Raw genomic sequence first — 19736 nt, 5'->3', positions numbered from 1 at the left:
ATGGACAGAAAGTTGGAAACAGGCCATATTCTTCAAATTGGACCTACAAATTGGCAAGGAGAAGTGACGATCCCAGAAGGTCTGAACTGGCATTATTTTTCTATCCAAACACCTCTACAGATAGAGGATTACATGGCGGAGCAAGGCATCAAGCAGTTTAAGGCCTTGGTGCTGGATCATCCTGAAAGGCTATTGAACTTCAAAGAAGAACTGGCTCTATTTCAGCCCTACACTGTTTTCTATGATCAAACATATGATCAAGAGTCATTTACAGAAGAACTGGCTCGTTTGATGCAACTGGTTCAGGCTAAGGCTTGGGATTTTTCTGATAAGGCTCACTTTCTCTATCAACTTCATCGTTTCCTTTATGACGGTCAGTACGGAGATGCTTTTAGCGTCAGAGATTTACGAATTAGAGCAGACTTTGAAGGGATGCAAACGGTCAGAGGGAAACACTTTTTGGAATTAGATGGTTCATATGGAGAGGAGTTTACTCCTATAGCCCAGTGGGTCAACACCTATTCTTATAATGGGACCATTCCTGCGGATTTATGGTTAGAGTATGAGAAAACGGCAGGCTGTCGAATCCGTTTGCGGGTCCAATTTTTCCAGAGTGGTAGTCTGGGATCGTTAGAGAAGGAACTCGTCTATTCGGAAGTAGACTTGGAAAGGCCGGTTCTAATTGACGAGACTAGTCCTTATTACCTATCCTTTTTACTGGAAGCGAGGGGGCAGGGACAACTCATTATCGGTGCTTTGCACAAGCGCTTCTCTCACGGTCCCTTTGGAGAAATTTCTCTTGGGTCCCAGGTTCTCAGAGACAGCAAGCGTCAGGAAATTTTTGCTTATTTCCATCCAGGAGACCTGAAGCCACCGCTGAATATCTATTTCTCTGGCTATCGTCCTGCGGAGGGTTTTGAAGGCTTTTCCATGATGAAAAATATGGGAGCTCCCTTCATTCTCTTTTCGGATCCGCGTCTAGAGGGAGGATGCTTCTATCTAGGCTCTCCAGAGTTAGAAAAGAAGATTCAGGATTTTATCGATTACCATCTCCAAGCCTTAGGATTTGGTCCAAAAGAATTGAACTTTTCAGGTCTATCAATGGGCACTTATGGAGCCCTCTACTATGGAGCTTCATATTCACCCCATGCAATCTTGGTTGGAAAACCTATTGTCAATCTTGGGGATGTAGCGGCCAATCTGAAGTTTAAACGGCCAGATGAATTTGGGACATCACTCGATATGATGCAGTTGCTAGTCGGTCAAGTGACGAGTGAAGGGATTGAGGCCTTGAACAAGCGTTTTTGGGATCGATTTGGTCAAGCAGCGTTAAAGGATACTCTATTAGCCTTGGCTTACATGAGAGATGATGACTACGACCAGAAGGCTTATTCGGATATTTTAGAAGCTCTTTATCACCAACCTGTTCGGATCATTAGTTCGAGTCGGCCGGGTCGCCACAATGATGCAACGGAATCCATCATCGAGTGGTTCTTGACCCAATACAAAGAAATCATGGAAAGAGATTTTGGTAGAAGCGGATGATTAGGATGAGAAAACAAAAAGGTCGCCAGATTTATTGGGGGTCAACCTCTTCGGCAGACTATTTATGGGGGTCTGTTATTCAGAGATTGGCAGTCGATCAGATTCGGTTTACGAATCCTTTAATGCCTTCTGGCCAAGTCTTAAAAACCTGGAAATCCCTCACAAGCTATGGGGAGGATCGGATGGCACCCAGTCTGCCACTTTTGCAGAGAGGACAAACGTACTTACTTGAGGTTCATATGACTTCTAGGCCTGCTCATACGGTAATGTTGGAAATTGTTTGCCAAGACCGTTTTGGTAAGATGGTGGACCGGCAGGTCAGTACAGAGGGGCAGGTCAGGTTTGTTTATCCAGAGCAAGCTTATTCTTACCAAGTGCGTCTCCTCAGTGCTGGGATGCAAGAGTTTACCTTTCACCATATCACGATTTCTCCGATTTCGTCTGAACAAGGAGCTATTCTGATACAGACTAAATAGATTGCAGTAAATGAGGACCTAGTGGATTTTATTCAATTGAAAAAAATAAAAAAGATTTTAAAAAAGGTTAATGGCTGGAAAGATAGAATGTCTCAATTGACAGACCAGCAGTTACAAGAAAAGACAGAGGAATTCCGCCGTCGTTTCCGAAAAGGGGAGTCACTGGACGATTTGCTAGCAGAAGCTTATGCAGTCGTGAGAGAAGTCTCTCAGCGAGTCTTGGGGATGTTTCCTTACGATGTTCAAGTCATGGGAGCTATCGTTCTCCACCAAGGAAATATTGCAGAGATGGAAACTGGGGAAGGAAAGACCCTAACGGCAACCATGCCAGCTTACCTGAATGCTATAGAAGGGAAGGGGGTTATGGTGATTACCCCCAATACTTATCTGGCAACTCGTGATGCGGAAGAAATGGGTAAGATTTATCGTTTCCTAGGTTTAACGGTCGGGGTTCCACTCCAAGATAGGGAGGGCGAACTCTCCCCAGCTAGGAAGCGGACGCTCTACCAAGCTGACATTGTCTACACTACTAATAGTAGCTTGGGCTTCGACTATCTTTCAGAAAATTTAACAGCCTCTGTCGAAGGTCAATTCCTAGCAAAGTTTAACTATGCTATTGTGGATGAAATTGATTCTATCTTGTTGGATAGTGCTCAGACGCCCTTGATTATCTCAGGTTCTCCTCGAGTTCAATCCAATCTATATGGGATTGTAGATACCTTGGTCCGAACCTTTCAAAAAGGAGAAGAATACAAGATTGACGGAGACAAGAAACAAGTTTGGTTGACCCCTAAAGGGGTGAAGGCAGCCGAGGCTTTTTTATCCATTCAACATTTGTATAATCCTCAACATCGTGATCTCGTCCGCCATATCAATTTGGCATTACAAGCGCATCAAAACTATACAAAAGATAAGGATTATGTCGTCCGTGTTAATGAAAAAGGGGAGAAGGAGATTGTCCTTCTAGATCAGGCAACGGGGCGTCTCATGGAATTGACTCGCCTTCAAGGGGGACTTCATCAGGCACTTGAAGCCAAAGAAGGACTTCCTTTGACACCAGAGACACGGGCCATGGCTTCGATCACTTACCAAAACTTGTTCAAGATGTTTCGGAAACTCGGCGGTATGACGGGAACTGGGAAGGTTGCAGAAGCTGAATTTCTGGAGACCTATGCCATGTCAGTGGTTCAGATCCCAACCAATCGAAAACGCATTCGCCAGGATCTTCCAGATGAGATATACCAGACCTTGCCAGAAAAAGTCTATGCCTCTGTGGCCTACATCAAAGAAGTCCATGCAAAGGGAAATCCGATTTTGATTTTTGCTGGATCGGTTGAGACGTCTATCTTGTACTCAAACCTTCTGCTTCGTGAAGGAATTCCCCATAATCTCTTGAATGCCAACAAGGCTTCTCGTGAAGCACAGATGATTGCTGAATCTGGTCAAAAAGGAGCGGTAACAGTTGCCACCTCGATGGCAGGTCGGGGGACAGATATCAAATTAGGGCACGGTGTAGCTGCCTTAGGCGGATTAGTGGTCGTCGGGACGGAGAGGATGATGAATCGCCGGATAGATCTCCAGATTCGAGGACGATCAGGACGTCAAGGAGATCCTGGAAAAACCAAGTTTTTTGTCTCTCTGGAGGATGACTTGATCAAAAACTGGGGACCAAATTGGATCCAAGATAGGTACCAAGATTATGACGTAGAGGATCGACTTCAAGAAGCCAAACCTCTATCTCGGAGAAAATACCAACGTATAATCGCTCAAGCTCAGGATGCGAGTGAAAGTGCTGCGCAAGCTAGTCGTCGCTTGACCTTAGAGTTTGCAGAGAGTATGAATATTCAACGTGATTTGGTTTATAAGGAACGGGATCGTTTAATCAGGTTAGGTAGACGTTTGGACGGACTAATCGAGAAAATTGCCCGAGAAGTTTTCGCCCAGGTAGCCAAAAACAAGAAGTATCAAGACCCGATTGCCTTCTATCACTATATTCTAGATCATATCAGTTATCAGGTTGTTCCTGCCCAGATCCCTCAAGCCTTTCCTTCCAAACAGGCAAAAGAGGATTTTCTCTGGGAGCTAGCCCGCTCTGAGTTACTTGCTAAATATCAAACGCTTGAATCCGATGAGGTAGTTGCTCAATTTCAACGGATGGTACTTTTAAAGGCTATTGATGAAAATTGGGTGGAACAAGTGGATTATTTGCAACAATTACGTGTGGCCTTATCTGGCCAGTACACCAGTCAAAAGAATCCGCTGGTCGAATTTTACCAAGAAGCCTACTTGTCTTTCGATCGGATGAAGGCTTTGGCAAAAGAGCAGATGGTTCGCAATCTTTTACTCAGTCGAGTAGAAATCAATACAAAAGGGGAAATTGTCCTGTATTTCCCATAAAAGAGGATTTATGACAGTATACAATATCAATCTTGGGATTGGATGGGCCAGTAGTGGCGTCGAGTATGCACAAGCCTATCGGGCCAAGTTGCTACGACAGATCCAAGAACCCGCAAAGTTTATTTTTATGGATATGATATTAGCAGACAATATTCAACACTTAACAGAGAATATTGGCTTTAAAGACCATGAAATCATATGGCTCTACACCCATTTTACAGATATCAAAATTGCGCCAACGACTTACACGGTGGAGCAAGTCCTGGCTGGGTTCGCTGGGAGCCCAACGCGAGAAGAGACCACGGGGAAGGTGAAACGCTATTTCTACGAAGACCAGGACAGTTTTTTGACCTGCTATTTTCGGGACGAAAAGAGTCCCTATGTAGAGCGTTGTGAGTATGTTTCCGGAGGGATCCTAGTCAGAAAGGATTATTTTTCCTATACTCGCTACTGTACAGAGTACTTTATCCCAAAAAATAATCAAGCCAATTTGATTGAACGACGTTTCTACAATGAGGACGGAAGTGTGGCCTATCGGATGCAGGTGGCAGATGGTCAGGAGATTTACCGTTTCCCGGATCGTTATCTCCTGGGCCGGCAGGAATTGATTCGCTACTTCATGCAAACCCTCAACTTGACCAAACAAGATCTGGTGATTTTGGATCGGGAGACGGACATCGGCCAACCCATTTTTGAAGAGGCCCAAAAAGCTCGTCTAGGAGTCGTGGTCCATGCGGAGCACTATAGTGTCAACAGTACTGATAATCAATATATTTTGTGGAACAATTATTACGATTACCAATTTACTAATGCGGATAAGGTGGACTTCTTTATTGTCGCGACAGATCGCCAAAAGGAAGTTTTGGCAGCGCAATTTGAAAAATATACCCAGCATTCTCCTGCTATTTATACCATTCCGGTAGGAAGTCTTGAAAGTCTACCGCAAAAGGACTCTCGTAAACCTTTTTCTTTGATAACTGCTTCGCGTCTGGCGACAGAAAAACACATCGACTGGTTAATTCGAGCAGTTGTCGAAGCAAAAAAAGAGCTACCTGCTCTCTCTTTTGATATTTATGGAAAAGGCGGAGAGGAAGAGAAACTGCGGTCTCTAATTGAAGAGTTAGGAGCGATGGACTATATCCAGCTCAAAGGGCATATGGATTTGACCGCTATTTACAAAGATTATGAAGTCTACCTATCGGCTTCAACCAGTGAAGGCTTTGGTCTCACCTTGATGGAGGCAATTGGTTCTGGTCTTCCAATCATTGGCTTTGATGTACCCTACGGCAATCAGAACTTTGTTAGAGATGGGGAGAATGGCTACTTGCTTCCGACTGAACCAGACCAGATTGTGGACAGGATAGCGAGGTCCTTCGCTGAAAAGATCCGCTTGCTATACCAGAGTCAAAATGTGGCATCCATGCGTCAAGCATCTTATGCGCGTGCAGAAGATTTTCTAACCAGTAAGGTTGAAAAAGCTTGGTTTCAATTGATTGAGGAGGTGACCCATGCTTAATGTGTTTGATCGGTTTTCGCGCGAAAGCCAAGATCTGCTCTATTCTTTACAAAGAGCAGATTACACGCATCCAACAATTGTCTTGGAACCAAATGGTTTTTTACCCGATGGAGTGGAGTCGCCCTTTCTTTACTTTTTAGGTCGACCGACAGGTGAAAAGCGGGGGCGCTTCTTTAACGAAATTTTAGTTCCTGATTTTTGGGAAATCACTGGAGATGCGTCCGGTGGCCGGATTTCCTATTACGGCCAAGAAAAAGCGCGTATCTATTACCAAGGAGCGACTCATAAGCGAATTGTTGAGCGGGTAGAGTGGTTCAATCAAGAGGGACAAGTAAGGACAGTGGATCGCTATGATCAGTATGGTCGCAAAATAGCGGTAACCAGTTGTGATGGTCAGGGCAATCCTTTGTTAACCACCTACTTTGAAGAAGAAGTTGAACGCCTGACAGAAAATCATCAAACAGGTGATCTGCTCTTGACACTGGATCATGAGCCTATGCGTATCTTCAAAAATCGACTAGATTTCTGCGTCTTTTATGTCCAATACCGAGGATTTGCTTTAGATCAGGTGCTTTTCAATACGCTGGCTCAGTCTTTTGCTTTGAGTTTGCAACTCGGCAAAATGGGGCTGGTAGGCCGGGATGTCTTGGTTTGGCAAGAGCCACTACGGGATAGTCTGCCAGGCAATATGCAACTCATCCTAAACAGTCCAGAGATACGGACGAAGAAGATCTTCATCCCTCAAAGGGAGACTTATCTCCGTGCTCTACAGTTGGTATCACCAGAGCAGCAGGGCTTTTTTGCCCCTCTTGGCTATATCTATGATTTTGTAATCAAAGATGATGTTCGTAAGGATGCTTTTGTATTAACAAATTCAGATCAAATTGAAGCCTTACCTTATTTGTTAGAGCAATTACCGGATGTGACCTTCCGAGTTGCTGCAGTGACAGAAATGTCTCCAGAGCTCATGTCTCTAGTCCGCTACCCCAATTTGGTCCTGTATCAGAATATTAGCCAGGAGCGGATCAAGGAGCTCCTCCACCAATCTAGTATCTATCTAGACATCAATCATTTTGGGGAGGTACAAGGGATTGTTCGCAAGGCCTTTGAGCACCAACAGCTAATCCTTGGCTTTGAACAGACCTTACATGACCCGCCTTATCTTGCTCAAGAAAATGTCTTTAGGCAAGGAGAAAAAGACAAACTCGTAGCACGTATTAAAGAAATTTATCAATCAATAGAGAACTATCGACACGCAGTTTCAAATCAAATTGCACAGTCTAATGCGATCGAACAGGAAGTATTCCGTTCGAGATTCCAAGAAGGGATAGGTGATAGAAATGCCTGATCAGAAGAAGGACTTGTTCTATAAAGAAGTAGAAGGACGAATGAATGCTCTGAAGCGCCGATCCGAGGAAAAAGAAAAAGCAACCCGCTCGGAAAAAGTCAACCTGACTTTAAATGTTGTTATCGGTCTCGTTATCTTGTTGGGGGTACTGCTCACCCTTTTCCGAGTTTTTGGAGGATAAGATGGAAATGCTATTTGTTGTGCTGATGTTCCTTCTATCGATCAGTTTAATTTTGTTGGTGATGTTTCAACCTCGTCAACAACAATCGCTGTCAACAGATGCGACCAGTAACTTAGGGAAGCCAAATTATTGGCTAGCCCGTCGAGGGATGAAGCTAGCGACCTTGATCGTTAGTGTCCTCTTTTTCTTAGTCTTGTTAATCTATCTGCTACTTGCTCGGGCTTAGAAGGATAGGAAAATAAGAAGAAGGACCTTTCTCTTGAAACAGCTACTTTAAACGGGAGCAGAAGTGGGGTCGATACGTCTGAATCTTTTCTTCTTGGTGATAACTATTTTTTATGGAAGGTATATGAAATATATATTTTTCAAGCTTTCTATTCTATGATAGACTAAGTGTCACCAAGAGAAAAAGAGGTAGATTTATGACAACATTTCAGATTCATACAGTTGAGACAGCGCCAGAAGAGGTAAAAGAGGTTCTTGAAACTGTTCAAAAAGATAATAACGGCTATATTCCAAATCTCATCGGTCTTTTAGCAAATGCGCCGACAGCTCTAGAAGCCTATCGTACAGTCGGTGCGATTAACCGTCGCAACAGTTTGACACCAGTTGAACGTGAAGTTGTCCAAATCACTGCTGCGGTGACCAACGGTTGTGCCTTCTGTGTGGCAGGGCATACAGCTTTTTCGATCAAACAGATCCAAATGAATGACGACCTTCTTCAAGCTCTGCGCAATCGTACTCCGATTGAAACAGATCCGAAATTGGATACCTTGGCTAAATTCACCCTAGCAGTGATCAATACCAAGGGACGCGTTGGAGATGAGGCCTTAGCTGAATTTTTAGAAGCAGGTTATAGTCACCAAAATGCTTTGGATGTGGTCCTAGGTGTGAGTCTGGCTAGTCTCTGTAACTATGCCAATAACTTGGCCAATACACCTATCAATCCAGAATTGCAGCCCTACGCGTAAAAGAACCAAGCTTGTGCATGAAATGATGGAGCAAAGCTTAAAAATAAGAAAATGAGAAGGAGATTTTATATCTACTTCTTTTTTTGATGATGCCTCCTGATATTTTATGTTATACTGAAAGCGATAAAATAATTGGAGATCAAGATGAAAAAGATTCCTTTAGCATTTTCAGGTTGTCTATTAGGTTTAGCAGGAGCGGGAAACCTTCTGTCTGATACCTTCCCAGTTCTGGCCCATTTCTTCAGTCTGACGGGTTTGATCCTATGGGTTTTCTTTTTGTTTCACCATCTGATCTACTGGCAAGAAACCAAGATAGAACTTCAAGAACCAGCCCTTCTATCTGGAATGGCGACCTTTCCCATGGCTGGGATGATTCTATCGACTTATCTCCTCCGACTGTTTCCTACATTTGGAGGACTTGCCCAGACAGTTTGGTGGTCTGCTTTCCTTTTAGATTGTAGCTTAATTTTCTACTTTACCAAGACCCATATATTGGCAAAACCAAGAGCCAATGCCACCCCTAGTTGGACCGTCCTTTATGTGGGGATTGCAGTGGCAGCCTTGACCTATCCAGTGGTAGGAGTGGTTGAGTTGGCCTATCTGGCTCTCGGGTTTGGTTTTGTCTTAACCTTGATTCTTTACCCACTGATCTATCAGGGATTGAAAATCACCCCTTTACCGAGCCACTTATTGGGGCAAGAAGGCATTTATTGTGCGCCCTTTTCTCTTCTGTTAGCAGCCCTTGTCCGTCTTGGTGGAGCCAGTCTACCGGTTTGGCTCTTATACCTCATGATCGGTCTCTCTCAAGGTTTTTATTTCTTCGTTTTAACGCGTCTGCCCAGAATGATAAAAGAGGGCTTCCAACCAGCCTTTTCAGCCTTAACCTTCCCCACGGTCATCACAGCTACATCCCTGAAAATGGCCCAAGGCCTATTGCAAAATTCTCTTTTAAGGCCCCTTGTTTGGTTAGAGACCATTCTTTGCCTAGCCATTCTTGTGTCCGTGCTAGTGGGTTTTATGATTTACAGAAAAGGGTAGAAGGAAGCGGACGCCCCCTACAATAAGCTTGTATTCTAATAGAAACTAGAGGTTAGAGACGGCTGTCTCGACCTCTTTTTTGTCCACTTTCTAATTGAATCCTAGGAATGATTATGGTAAGATGAATAAATCATTTTTAATCCCTTGAAAGGAATGTATGAAATTTTTAAAGACAAAGGCCAAGCTCTTTTATCCACTTTTACTGCTGGTCTTTTACATCTTGGTGCGGCCGCAATTCCGCGAGTTAGCCCAGCTAGTCAGCAACCAAGTCGGCCAAGCCCTTAGCTATTTTTGGACCCTTCTCTTTTTAGAGGCAGGTTATCTGATGCTGGTTTTTTCATTCGTAAAGAAGTACAGTCCACGTACTGTTTTTCAGTGGGCAAAGAAGAAACAATTTCTCCCCGCTGTCTATGCCACTATATTCACTAGCTGTGCAATCTATTGGCTGGACTATTTTCTCAGTGGTTTTACCAAAGGACGTCTAGCTATTTATCACTCCTTTCCCGTGACCTTGGAAGCCTTAGGATCTCTCATCCTCTTTGTCCTAGTGGTCATCATTCGACCGATGACAGTGGAATTGATCTTCCGTGGAGCGCTTGTCCAAGCCTACTTTAAAAAATGGCCCCTCTATGCGAGTGTATGGGCGCCTGCCCTCATCTATAGCGGATTTCAATTCCTCCACCATCCCTTTACTGTCTTGAGTTTTTTAATCTATACGATCCCTTCTCTCCTGTTTGGATTACTGAATGAAAAGACGGGTTCCTTGTATTATCCTATCCTTGCTCATATCGGACTGAACTTCATTTATAGCTTACCCATCATCTTGGCAACTATCCAGCAACTCTTCTCCTAGTCGTTTTAACAGTAATGGAGGAGGCTTCAAACCAAGGGCCAGAAGGTCGTTGGTTTTTTTTGAAATTATGGTATAATAGAATAAATTTAAAAGAGGGAGTGGGAGTTTGAGAAAAAGCTATCGTGTCAAGCGAGAAAAAGATTTCAATGCCATTTTTAAAAGTGGTGTGAATTGTGCGAATAGAAAATTTGTGATCTACCGTTTGCCACAAGAGCAGCCCCATTTCCGTGTCGGCTTATCTGTTAGTAAAAAACTAGGAAATGCTGTGACACGCAACCGAATCAAGCGCTTGATTCGTCATGTTTTGATGAAGCACCAGGATCATCTTGTGGCAGATGATTTTGTTGTGATTGCTCGAAAGGGTGTTGAAGAGCTGGATTTTGACCAAGTTGAAAAAAATCTAGTCCATGTATTAAAATTAGCGCAAGTCTATCGTCAGGAAAGGTAATTACGTGAAAAAGAAACTAAAAGTAGCTAGCTTATTAGGAGGAGCCCTCCTTTTATTAACTGCCTGTGGAACGTCTGAAGTGACTTCCCAATCATCAGGAGTTTGGGAAAAATTCGTTTACTTCTTTGCAGAAGTTATCCGTTTTCTTTCAATCGGAGGAAACATCGGAGTTGGGATTATCCTCTTCACTCTCTTGATTCGGACAATTCTTTTGCCAGTTTTCCAATATCAAATGACCTCCTCGCGCAAAATGCAGGAGATTCAGCCACTAGTGAAAGAAATCCAGGCTAAATACCCTGGGAAGGATTTGGAAAGTCGCACTCGTATGTCAGAGGAAATGCGGGCCCTCTATAAAGAAAAAGGAGTCAAGACTTCCTCGGCCTTCTTGCCATTGTTTATTCAAATGCCAGTCTTGATGGCCTTGTTCCAAGCTTTGAGTCGGGTAGAATTCCTAAAAGTCGGTCATTTCCTTTGGTTGGATATGAGCGCAACAGACCCAACCTTTATTTTGCCAGTTTTGGCAGCCGTCTTCACTTTCTTTAGTACCTGGTTGAGCAACAAAGCCATGCCAGAAAAAAATGGTGGAATGACAGCCATGATGTATGCAATGCCAGTCATGATTTTCTTCTTCGCCATGTACTCAGCCAGCGGGGTTGCTCTCTACTGGGTAGTTTCCAATGCCTACCAAGTTGGGCAAACTTACCTGTTGAACAATCCATTTAAGATCATTGCGGCGCGTGAAGCAGAGCAACAGGCAATCAAAGATTTAGAAAAACAAAAACGACGTGCATTTAATAAAGCACTGAAAAAGAAAAACTAAGAAGGAGTTCGACAGATGGTCCAATATACAGGAGTCAATGTTGAAGAAGCCATTCAAAATGGTTTGAAAGAATTAGATATCCCGCGCATGAAAGCACATATTACTGTCGTTTCTCGCGAAAAGAAAGGGTTCCTCGGTCTCTTTGGTAAGAAGCCAGCTGTGGTAGACATCGAACCGATTGCAGAAACTACAGTATCAAAAGCCAATCAACAAGCTGTTAAGGGAGTTCCTGAGGAAATTAATGCTCAAAACGAACCAGTCAAGAGTGTCAGTGAAGAGACTGTTGATTTGGGTCGCGTGGTAGCTGCGATTAAAAAAGTTGAAGAAGAAGGTCAAGAAGTTTCGGAAGAAGTGAAGGCTGAGATTCTCAAACATGAAAAGGCTCCTGAAACCATTCTTGAAGAACAAGGTCATGGGGAGATTCTCGATTCAAGTCTTAAAGATACTGAGTCACGCCAAACGTCTGATTTTGCTGACTTGGGCATTGAAGTAGAAGAAAGCTATGACATTGAAAAGGTTGTTTCTGATGTCACTTCCTATGTTCAAACAGTTATTGACGAAATGGATGTAGAAGCTAGCATTTCAAGTAGCTACAACCGTCGAACCATCAATATGCAGATTGATACCAATGAGCCGGGTCGTGTGATTGGCTACCACGGGAAAGTTCTCAAGGCCCTTCAATTGTTGGCGCAGAACTACCTATACAATCAGTATTCTAAGAATTTCTACATTGCTATCAACGTCAATGATTATGTTGAACACCGTGCAGAAGTCCTTCAAAGTTATGCGCAAAAATTGGCAAGTCGTGCTCTAGAAGAAGGTCAAGCACAACATACAGATCCAATGTCTAATAGCGAACGCAAGATCATCCACCGTATCGTATCGAAAATGGATGGAGTAACGAGCTATTCAGAAGGGGAAGAACCAAATCGTTACGTTGTCGTTGATATTGAAGGCTAATCTACCGTCTAAAAAGGGAGAGAGGAGTGTAAGCTTGGTCTCTCCTTTTCTGTTTGAGAAAGGAAAATTGGAATGTATGGTAAGATGAGAGACTTTTTGCATTGTCAGGGAATCAAGTACCTAGCCCCTGCTAAAGCGGGAGAGGATGCGGAGCGAATGTTGACCTATCGCGAGTTAGGACAAGAAGCTCGCAAGGAGTTCACTGATTTGGTCAGTGATTTTCAGAAGATTTTTCCGCATTTAAAACAAGACCGGACTAGTCAGTGGATGAATCAAGCTCAAATCCTTCGCCCTCATTTTTGGGCCTACCTTCAAGGAGAGGGAGAAATCACAGATCCGATGTTTGCCTTGCGACTTTATGGGGATGCTGAAAATTTTGGTGTATCCTTGGAAGTGAGTTTTATTGAACGCAAGAAGGATGAGGAGAGTCTACAAAAACAGAACCAAGTTATAACTCTTCCGGTTTCTTGGCCAGTCTATTACTTCGCCCAAATAGAAGGTGTCAGCCAACGATTTCAAGGGACAGAAGCCAATCGTCTGAGACTTCTCAAAGGTGTGGAAGCTGGCCAGGTCCGAAAGGTCTTGGTAAAAGTCGATGTAAATCTATCACAAGCGCCTAGCCGAGATGCTATTCTTGAGGAATTAAAAAAAGGAATGGCCTACTTGCTTCCTTACTATGAAGCAACTCGTCAAAGGATAGAAGGAGATGCCCAATAAATACGGTATCATTGAACTTGATCCAACAAATTTTTCATAGCTATTGACAAACAGCCTTGAATCAGATAGAATAGTAAAGTATGTTTAGTAACTGATCACATTATAGCCGGCTAAACGAATACAAAATCTATGAGGAGGTATTCATCGTGAAACGTACTTATCAACCAAGTAAACTTCGTCGTGCGCGCAAACATGGTTTCCGTCACCGTATGGCAACTAAAAACGGTCGTCGCGTATTGGCAGCTCGTCGTCGTAAAGGACGCAAAGTTTTGGCTGCGTAATTCAGATAAAAACCTAAAAACCAGTAGAAACTCGAGACTACTGGTTTTTGTTTTGCCAAAAGTGTATTCAGCTATGCTTTCTGTTATAATAGAGTGAGAAAAATCGTAGAAAAGGATTCATATGCAGATTTTTGATACCCATACTCACCTCAACGTTGAAGAGTTTGCAGGAAGAGAACAAGAGGAATTAGAATTAGCAAAAGAGCTGGGAGTCATTGCCCATAATGTTGTTGGCTTTGACAAACCAACCATTGAACGAGCAATAGAATTGGCAGACCAGTACCCAGAAGTTTATCTCACCCTTGGTTGGCATCCTACTGAGGCAGGCGATTATAGTCCTGAGGTAGAGGCCTATCTACTGGAACGGCTGAAACATCCCAAAGTCGTCGCCTTAGGGGAAATCGGTCTGGACTACCACTGGATGACAGCACCAAAGGACGTTCAAGAAAAGGTCTTTCGCCGTCAGATTCAGCTATCTAAGGAACTAGACTTACCATTTGTGGTTCACACGCGTGATGCGCTAGAAGATACCTATGCTATTATCAAGAGTGAAGGAGTTGGCCCACGCGGTGGGATCATGCATTCTTTCTCAGGAAGCCTAGAAGATGCCAAACGCTTTATGGATTTAGGCATGATGATCTCTTTCTCGGGAGTGGTGACCTTCAAAAAAGCGACAGACATTCAGGAGGCAGCCAAAGAATTACCTTTGGACAAAATCTTGGTTGAAACAGATGCACCATATCTGGCACCAGTTCCTAAGCGTGGCCGAGAAAATAAAACAGCTTATACCCGTTATGTAGTAGACTTTATCGCAGAGCTTCGTGGAATGACTAGTGAAGAGGTGGCACAAGCCACCTATGACAATGCGAGAAAGGTATTTGGCCTTGACTGAGAAAAGAAAAATACCAGAAGTGATTGTTGTTGAAGGCAAGGACGATACGGCCAATCTGAAACGCTATTATGAGGTGGATACCTATGAGACACGTGGATCGGCTATTAATCAGGATGATTTAGAACGCATTGCTACATTGCAAGAGTTGCGTGGGGTCATTGTCTTTACGGATCCAGATTACAATGGGGAGCGGATTCGTAAGATCATCATGCAAGAAATTCCGCAGGCCAAGCATGCCTTTTTAAATCGTGGTGAGGCAGTGCCCAACTCCAAAACCAAGGGCCGTTCCTTGGGAGTGGAGCATGCCAGCTTTGAAGACTTAGAAAAGGCCTTATCTGGACTGGTTGGCTCCTATGAAGATGAGCATTTCTTTGATATTACCAAGTCAGATCTGATGCGTCTCGGTCTCTTGATGGGCAGTGACAGTCGCAAACGACGGGAATATCTAGGCGAAGCCTTGCGCATCGGCTACTGCAATGGCAAACAACTGCTCAAACGTTTGGAGTTGTTTGGGGTTTGTCTGTCTCGAGTAGAAGATGCCTTGGCTTCTTATAAAAAATAGTGATGGAGGTGGAAGATGGGATTGTTCAATCTGTTTACAGATAAGAAAAAAGGGATCGGCTATTCTTTAGAGGATGTTCAAGCAAAGCATCAAAAGAATCCACGGCAATTTTTGATTCCGAGTCGAGAAGAAATCAACCAATTGAAGCCTGGGGACCAGGTTCGCCTCATCTTTGTGCTGGATACAGTCTTGGAGAATGGGTGTCGAGCAGAGCGTATGTGGGTCGAACTCACTGAAATCCGCGATGGAAAGTTCAAAGGACGTTTAACCAATCAACCCGCTTATATTACCTCCATCCAGCTTGGAGATGAGCTGGATTTTGCGCGGGAACATATTGCGAGCCTGATGGTCCCCCAGTTGAATCTTGATATACAAAAAGGGGCGATAATTACCAAGGATTGCTTCCTACGACGTGAGATAAATTGGGCAGTTCACGATGTACCTCATCACCCGCAAGACAGCGGTTGGCAATTCTTTACAGGCTATGAGTCTCAAGAAGACTTGGACGATCCATCTAAGATTACCCTCATTAGCCTTGAAGCGGCCTTGGATATCGAACCCTTATTGGAGACGGTCCTAGACAAGGATGGGGAAGCTTATGTCTACCAAGCGGAGAAGAACGCATTCGTAGAAGACTGTTAGACCAGCTTGTGGAGAAAAAAGTGAGATAGAGATTATTTCTCCTCCTAAACTGATTAGAAAAGAGAAGATATGAGAATTGCAGATTATAGCGTGACCAAGGCAGTGCTGGAGCGTCACGGCTTTACCTTTAAAAAATCCTTTGGTCAAAACTTCTTGACCGACACCAACATCCTTCAAAAGATTGTGGACACTGCTGAGATTGATAAACAGGTCAATGTGATCGAAATCGGTCCCGGAATCGGAGCGTTGACTGAGTTTTTGGCGGAAAATGCCGCAGAAGTGATGGCCTTTGAAATTGATGACCGCTTGGTTCCCATCTTAGCGGATACCTTGCGGGATTTTGACAATGTAACGGTTGTCAATCAAGACATCCTCAAGGTGGACCTCAACCAGTACATCGCAGAGTTTAAAAATCCAGACCTTCCGATCAAGGTAGTGGCCAACCTTCCTTACTATATTACGACTCCGATCCTCATGCACTTGATCGAATCCAAAATCCCTTTCCAAGAATTTGTGGTGATGATGCAAAAAGAGGTGGCAGACCGCATCTCAGCTGAACCGAATACCAAGGCTTATGGATCTCTGTCCATTGCGGTCCAATACTATATGACGGCTAAGGTAGCCTTTATCGTGCCACGCACCGTCTTTGTGCCAGCACCAAACGTCGACTCTGCCATCCTCAAGATGGTGCGTCGTGAAGAGCCAGCTGTGGCAGTCAAGGATGAAGATTTTCTCTTCTCCGTCAGCAAGGCTAGCTTTGTCCACCGCCGCAAAACTCTTTGGAACAACTTGACCAGTCGCTTTGGCAAGACCGAAGACGTGAAGGCAAAATTGGAAGCCGGGATCCAAGCAGCCGGTTTGAAACCTTCTGTACGAGGAGAAGCTCTTAGTTTAGAAGACTTCGCCCGTCTAGCTGACAGTCTTCTAGAAGCAGGAATTAAATAATGGAAAAGACATGGGCTTCAAAGCCCATGTCTTTTTGAGTAATAAAAGGAAAGGACGGGATTTGAACCCGCGCGTGAAGAAAATCCACTTGCCGGATTTCGAGTCCGGTGCCGTACCAAACTGGGCCACCTTTCCAAGATGCGGAGAAAGGGATTTGAACCCTCACGCCCGAAGGGGCACATGCGCCTGAAGCATGCGTGTCTGCCGTTCCACCACCTCCGCATAGTTCTATTATACTCTTTTTGACAGAAATGCCAAGAAAAAATAGCATCCTTTCTATCGAATGTATGGAGCTAGCAGAAAAGAGAGTGGGACAAAAGTCCTAGCCTCTCAATTGTCTTTGGATAGTCGAGCAAGACGCAGTGGTTGAGTGGGATCTACTAGGCTGATTTCATCAGCTTTTACAGCCCTACTCAACTGTGCGGAGGTGGGACGACGAAATCGAATTCTAACGAATTACCGATTTCTGTCCCACTCTCTTCTTTCTTTTACTTATTCATAACTCAGTTGAGGATAAAGTTCTTCTTGTTCTGCAGAGGTATCTTTGAGAAGAAAGATAACCCATAAGAGAGCAAGAAGAAAGACGATTGAGACTGGGGGCCCACCTTCAGGTTCAAGCTCATCGTCTGGGATAAAGGACCTCCTTATAACTGGCAGGGATTAGTAAGAAAGTCAGAAATACTCCCACCAAAATCGGCTTCTTTCATTACTAATCAGATAGCTTCGTCAATAACTGTATCAGTCTCCGTCACTTACTATCTGTAAAATGGTTTGTACTTCCCATAAGAAACATATATATCATCCCCTTTTCTCTATTACAAATCTATCCCAAAACGTTTACAACCTCTTATGTGAATTCTATTCAAAAAAATTGAGATACCTTCGTTTTTTTCATACTCAAGTAAGCAAGCGCTATATTATATTTTTTGATATAATAGTAGTATTAACTTTAAAGGAGTGCTAGTTGCAAGGAACGATTGTTAAAGCCTTGGCCGGTTTTTATTATGTGGAGTGCGAAGGGGAAATTTACCAAACACGCGCTCGAGGAAATTTCCGGAAAAAAGGACAAACTCCCTATGTTGGAGATAAGGTAGAATTTTCAGCAGAAGAAAATTCGGAAGGCTATATTTTAAAAATATTCCCGCGAAAGAATAGCTTAGTCCGTCCACCGATTGTTAATATTGATCAGGCTGTCGTCATCATGTCTGCCAAAGAGCCCGATTTTAATGTTAATTTATTGGATCGTTTTTTGGTCCTCTTGGAGCAAAAAGTGATCCATCCGATTGTCTATATTTCAAAAATGGACCTACTAGAAGATCCGGCTGTCATGCTTCCTTTCCAAGAAGTCTATCGCCAAATGGGGTATGACTTTGTCACTGACAAGGAAGAGCTCTTGCCTCTCTTGAAGGATCAGGTGACGGTCTTTATGGGCCAAACAGGAGTGGGGAAATCAACCCTCTTGAATACCTTGGCCCCGGAGTTGGAACTAGAGACAGGAGAGATCTCCGACAGCCTCGGACGAGGCCGCCATACGACGCGAGCCGTCAGCTTTTATGATCTCAATGGTGGCAAGATTGCGGATACCCCTGGCTTCTCCTCTTTAGATTATGAAGTCGACAATGCAGAAGATCTTAATCATGCTTTTCCAGACATCGCCAAGGTAAGCCAGGATTGCAAGTTCCGTACTTGTACCCACACACATGAACCATCTTGTGCCGTCAAGCCTGCTGTCGAGGAAGGGATCATTGCTTCCTTCCGCTTTGAGAATTACTTACAGTTCTTGAGTGAGATCGAAAATAGACGAGAAACCTATAAAAAAGTATCGAAAAAATTACCCAAATAAGGAGACCTGAATAATATGAAAACAAACAAATTATCCCCTTCTATTTTAAGTGCAGATTATGCAAATTTTGAAAGTGAATTGAAGAAATTGGAAGCGTCTGGTGCGGAGTACGCTCACATCGATGTAATGGACGGTCACTTTGTGCCTAATATCAGCTTTGGTGCTGGTGTAGTTGCTAGTATGCGTCCTCACAGCAAGCTAGTTTTTGACTGCCACTTGATGGTGACCAATCCTGAGAAACATATCGAAGAGTTTGCGCGTGCTGGGGCAGATATCATCAGCATTCACGTCGAAGCGACTCCACACATCCATGGCGCCCTTCAAAAAATTCGTTTGGCAGGGGTGAAACCAAGTGTGGTCATCAATCCAGGAACCCCTGTTGAAAGTATCCAACATATCTTAAACTTGGTAGACCAAGTACTTGTCATGACTGTCAACCCAGGATTTGGTGGGCAAGCCTTCCTGCCAGAAACCATGGATAAGATTCGTCAATTGGTTCAATTGCGTGAAGAAAAAGGCTTGGATTTCGATATTGAAGTCGATGGGGGAATTGATGATAAGACGATTCACGCCGCGAAAGAAGCAGGGGCAAACGTCTTTGTAGCAGGTTCCTATGTGTTTAATGGAGATGTGAATGAACGAGTTCAAACCCTTCGAGCAGCCATCCAAGACTAAGGTTGCGATTGTAGCTGGTGGCCGAGTGGAAACCATTCCGCTAGACTTGGATGTTTATGTCGGGGTGGATGCAGGCTGCCTTTTCCTATTAGAGCAAGGATTGGAACTTTCTTTAGCAGTTGGAGATTTTGACTCTGTTGAGCCAGAAGAATTTCAGAGGATTCAATCTACGGCTCACAAATTACGGACTTCGGCAGCAGAAAAAAATGATACTGACCTGGAATTGGCGATTAAGGAAGTACTAGAACGTTGGCCTCAAGCGGAAATTTTAATCTTTGGAGCCTTTGGTGGTCGCCTGGATCACCACTTGGCCAGCGTTTTTTTGCCCACTGATCCAGAGATTGGTCCCTTTATGACGCAACTTTGCTTGATGGACCGACAAAATTATCTCTGCTATCGTCCAGCAGGTCGCCACACTATTCAGCCCATAGCAGGCTATACGTATGTTGCTTTTATGCCGGTTGAGGGAGCTTCCATCCAGATTGAAGGAGCCAAGTATCCCTTAAATCCGATCAATTATTTTAAAAAGGCTATTTATGGTTCCAACGAATTTAGCAATCAGCCGATAACCTTAAGCGTTGATCGAGGCTATGCTGTTATCATTTATAGCAAGGATGGGAAATAAG

At 43.8% G+C, this 19736-nt stretch carries 22 protein-coding genes and 2 tRNA genes; 22 read left to right on the top strand and 2 right to left on the bottom strand.

The window, feature by feature from the left end:
- From asp2 to rsmA, 19 genes are all read left to right on the top strand, one after another.
- Positions 1-1545 (top strand): accessory Sec system protein Asp2, encoded by a 1545-nt coding sequence (gene asp2 / locus D8785_RS04315; protein ID WP_125374593.1) that lies wholly within the window; start codon positions 1-3, stop codon positions 1543-1545.
- A gap of 5 nt (positions 1546-1550) precedes the next feature.
- Positions 1551-2021 carry an accessory Sec system protein Asp3 gene (gene asp3 / locus D8785_RS04310; RefSeq protein ID WP_227877759.1) on the top strand — a complete coding sequence of 157 codons (471 nt, stop codon included), beginning with the start codon at positions 1551-1553 and terminating at the stop codon, positions 2019-2021.
- Positions 2022-2042: 21 nt separating this feature from the next.
- The gene (gene secA2 / locus D8785_RS04305) at positions 2043-4418 is read left to right on the top strand and encodes an accessory Sec system translocase SecA2 (RefSeq protein WP_125374592.1); all 2376 of its coding nucleotides are present in this window, start codon (positions 2043-2045) and stop codon (positions 4416-4418) included.
- Between the two features lie 10 nt (positions 4419-4428).
- On the top strand, positions 4429-5934 hold the full coding sequence (gtfA, locus tag D8785_RS04300; RefSeq protein WP_125374591.1) for an accessory Sec system glycosyltransferase GtfA: 1506 nt from the start codon (positions 4429-4431) through the stop codon (positions 5932-5934).
- Positions 5927-7282: an accessory Sec system glycosylation chaperone GtfB gene (gene gtfB / locus D8785_RS04295; protein WP_125374590.1), complete on the top strand. Its 1356-nt coding sequence runs from the start codon at positions 5927-5929 to the stop codon at positions 7280-7282. Before gtfA ends, gtfB begins: the two co-directional genes overlap by 8 nt.
- On the top strand, positions 7275-7463 hold the full coding sequence (gene asp4, locus D8785_RS04290; protein ID WP_123160653.1) for an accessory Sec system protein Asp4: 189 nt from the start codon (positions 7275-7277) through the stop codon (positions 7461-7463). Before gtfB ends, asp4 begins: the two co-directional genes overlap by 8 nt.
- A 1-nt stretch (position 7464) precedes the next feature.
- Entirely contained in the window at positions 7465-7689 is a 225-nt protein-coding gene (gene asp5, locus D8785_RS04285) for an accessory Sec system protein Asp5 (RefSeq protein ID WP_023024536.1), read from the top strand.
- A gap of 196 nt (positions 7690-7885) precedes the next feature.
- Entirely contained in the window at positions 7886-8434 is a 549-nt protein-coding gene (locus tag D8785_RS04280; protein WP_023024535.1) for a carboxymuconolactone decarboxylase family protein, read from the top strand.
- A 144-nt stretch (positions 8435-8578) separates the two neighbouring features.
- Positions 8579-9472 (top strand): TDT family transporter, encoded by an 894-nt coding sequence (locus tag D8785_RS04275; protein ID WP_125374589.1) that lies wholly within the window; start codon positions 8579-8581, stop codon positions 9470-9472.
- 157 nt (positions 9473-9629) lie between these two features.
- Positions 9630-10325, top strand: coding sequence for a CPBP family intramembrane glutamic endopeptidase (locus D8785_RS04270; protein WP_125374588.1), 696 nt, complete (start codon positions 9630-9632; stop codon positions 10323-10325).
- A 106-nt stretch (positions 10326-10431) separates the two neighbouring features.
- A complete protein-coding gene (gene rnpA / locus D8785_RS04265; RefSeq protein WP_125374587.1) occupies positions 10432-10773 on the top strand; it encodes a ribonuclease P protein component in 342 nt (113 codons plus the stop codon).
- A 4-nt stretch (positions 10774-10777) separates the two neighbouring features.
- The gene (locus D8785_RS04260; protein ID WP_125374586.1) at positions 10778-11593 is read left to right on the top strand and encodes a YidC/Oxa1 family membrane protein insertase; all 816 of its coding nucleotides are present in this window, start codon (positions 10778-10780) and stop codon (positions 11591-11593) included.
- 15 nt (positions 11594-11608) lie between these two features.
- On the top strand, positions 11609-12553 hold the full coding sequence (gene jag, locus D8785_RS04255) for an RNA-binding cell elongation regulator Jag/EloR (protein WP_125374585.1): 945 nt from the start codon (positions 11609-11611) through the stop codon (positions 12551-12553).
- A gap of 66 nt (positions 12554-12619) precedes the next feature.
- Positions 12620-13270 carry an HI_0552 family protein gene (locus D8785_RS04250; RefSeq protein WP_398575131.1) on the top strand — a complete coding sequence of 217 codons (651 nt, stop codon included), beginning with the start codon at positions 12620-12622 and terminating at the stop codon, positions 13268-13270.
- A 146-nt stretch (positions 13271-13416) separates the two neighbouring features.
- Positions 13417-13551, top strand: coding sequence for a 50S ribosomal protein L34 (rpmH, locus tag D8785_RS04245; protein ID WP_003003086.1), 135 nt, complete (start codon positions 13417-13419; stop codon positions 13549-13551).
- Between the two features lie 121 nt (positions 13552-13672).
- Complete coding sequence (locus D8785_RS04240) at positions 13673-14443, top strand: TatD family hydrolase (RefSeq protein ID WP_125374583.1); 771 nt, start codon at positions 13673-13675, stop codon at positions 14441-14443.
- Entirely contained in the window at positions 14409-15005 is a 597-nt protein-coding gene (gene rnmV, locus D8785_RS04235) for a ribonuclease M5 (protein ID WP_125374582.1), read from the top strand. Before D8785_RS04240 ends, rnmV begins: the two co-directional genes overlap by 35 nt.
- Positions 15006-15020: 15 nt before the next feature.
- Entirely contained in the window at positions 15021-15647 is a 627-nt protein-coding gene (locus tag D8785_RS04230; protein ID WP_125374581.1) for an immunity protein Imm33 domain-containing protein, read from the top strand.
- Between the two features lie 69 nt (positions 15648-15716).
- The gene (gene rsmA / locus D8785_RS04225; RefSeq protein ID WP_125374580.1) at positions 15717-16592 is read left to right on the top strand and encodes a 16S rRNA (adenine(1518)-N(6)/adenine(1519)-N(6))-dimethyltransferase RsmA; all 876 of its coding nucleotides are present in this window, start codon (positions 15717-15719) and stop codon (positions 16590-16592) included.
- Between the two features lie 46 nt (positions 16593-16638).
- Here rsmA and D8785_RS04220 read toward each other — a convergent pair.
- Both D8785_RS04220 and D8785_RS04215 read right to left on the bottom strand, forming a co-directional pair.
- Positions 16639-16727 (bottom strand) — tRNA-Ser (locus D8785_RS04220).
- 4 nt (positions 16728-16731) lie between these two features.
- Positions 16732-16814, bottom strand: a tRNA-Leu gene (locus tag D8785_RS04215).
- 742 nt (positions 16815-17556) lie between these two features.
- On the opposite strand from D8785_RS04215, the gene rsgA reads away from it, so the two are divergent.
- From rsgA to D8785_RS04190, 3 genes are read left to right on the top strand one after another with little or no spacing between them, the layout of a single operon-like run.
- Entirely contained in the window at positions 17557-18435 is an 879-nt protein-coding gene (rsgA, locus tag D8785_RS04200; protein ID WP_042361264.1) for a ribosome small subunit-dependent GTPase A, read from the top strand.
- Positions 18436-18450: 15 nt separating this feature from the next.
- The gene (gene rpe / locus D8785_RS04195) at positions 18451-19110 is read left to right on the top strand and encodes a ribulose-phosphate 3-epimerase (protein WP_125374579.1); all 660 of its coding nucleotides are present in this window, start codon (positions 18451-18453) and stop codon (positions 19108-19110) included.
- Complete coding sequence (locus D8785_RS04190; protein ID WP_125374578.1) at positions 19070-19735, top strand: thiamine diphosphokinase; 666 nt, start codon at positions 19070-19072, stop codon at positions 19733-19735. The genes rpe and D8785_RS04190 overlap by 41 nt, the downstream gene beginning before the upstream one ends.
- Position 19736 lies beyond the last annotated feature (1 nt).

The sequence above is a fragment of the Streptococcus australis genome (genome assembly GCF_003943615.1).
GTDB classification, from domain to species: domain Bacteria; phylum Bacillota; class Bacilli; order Lactobacillales; family Streptococcaceae; genus Streptococcus; species Streptococcus australis_C.
This window is presented reverse-complemented; position numbering and strand designations above follow the sequence as displayed.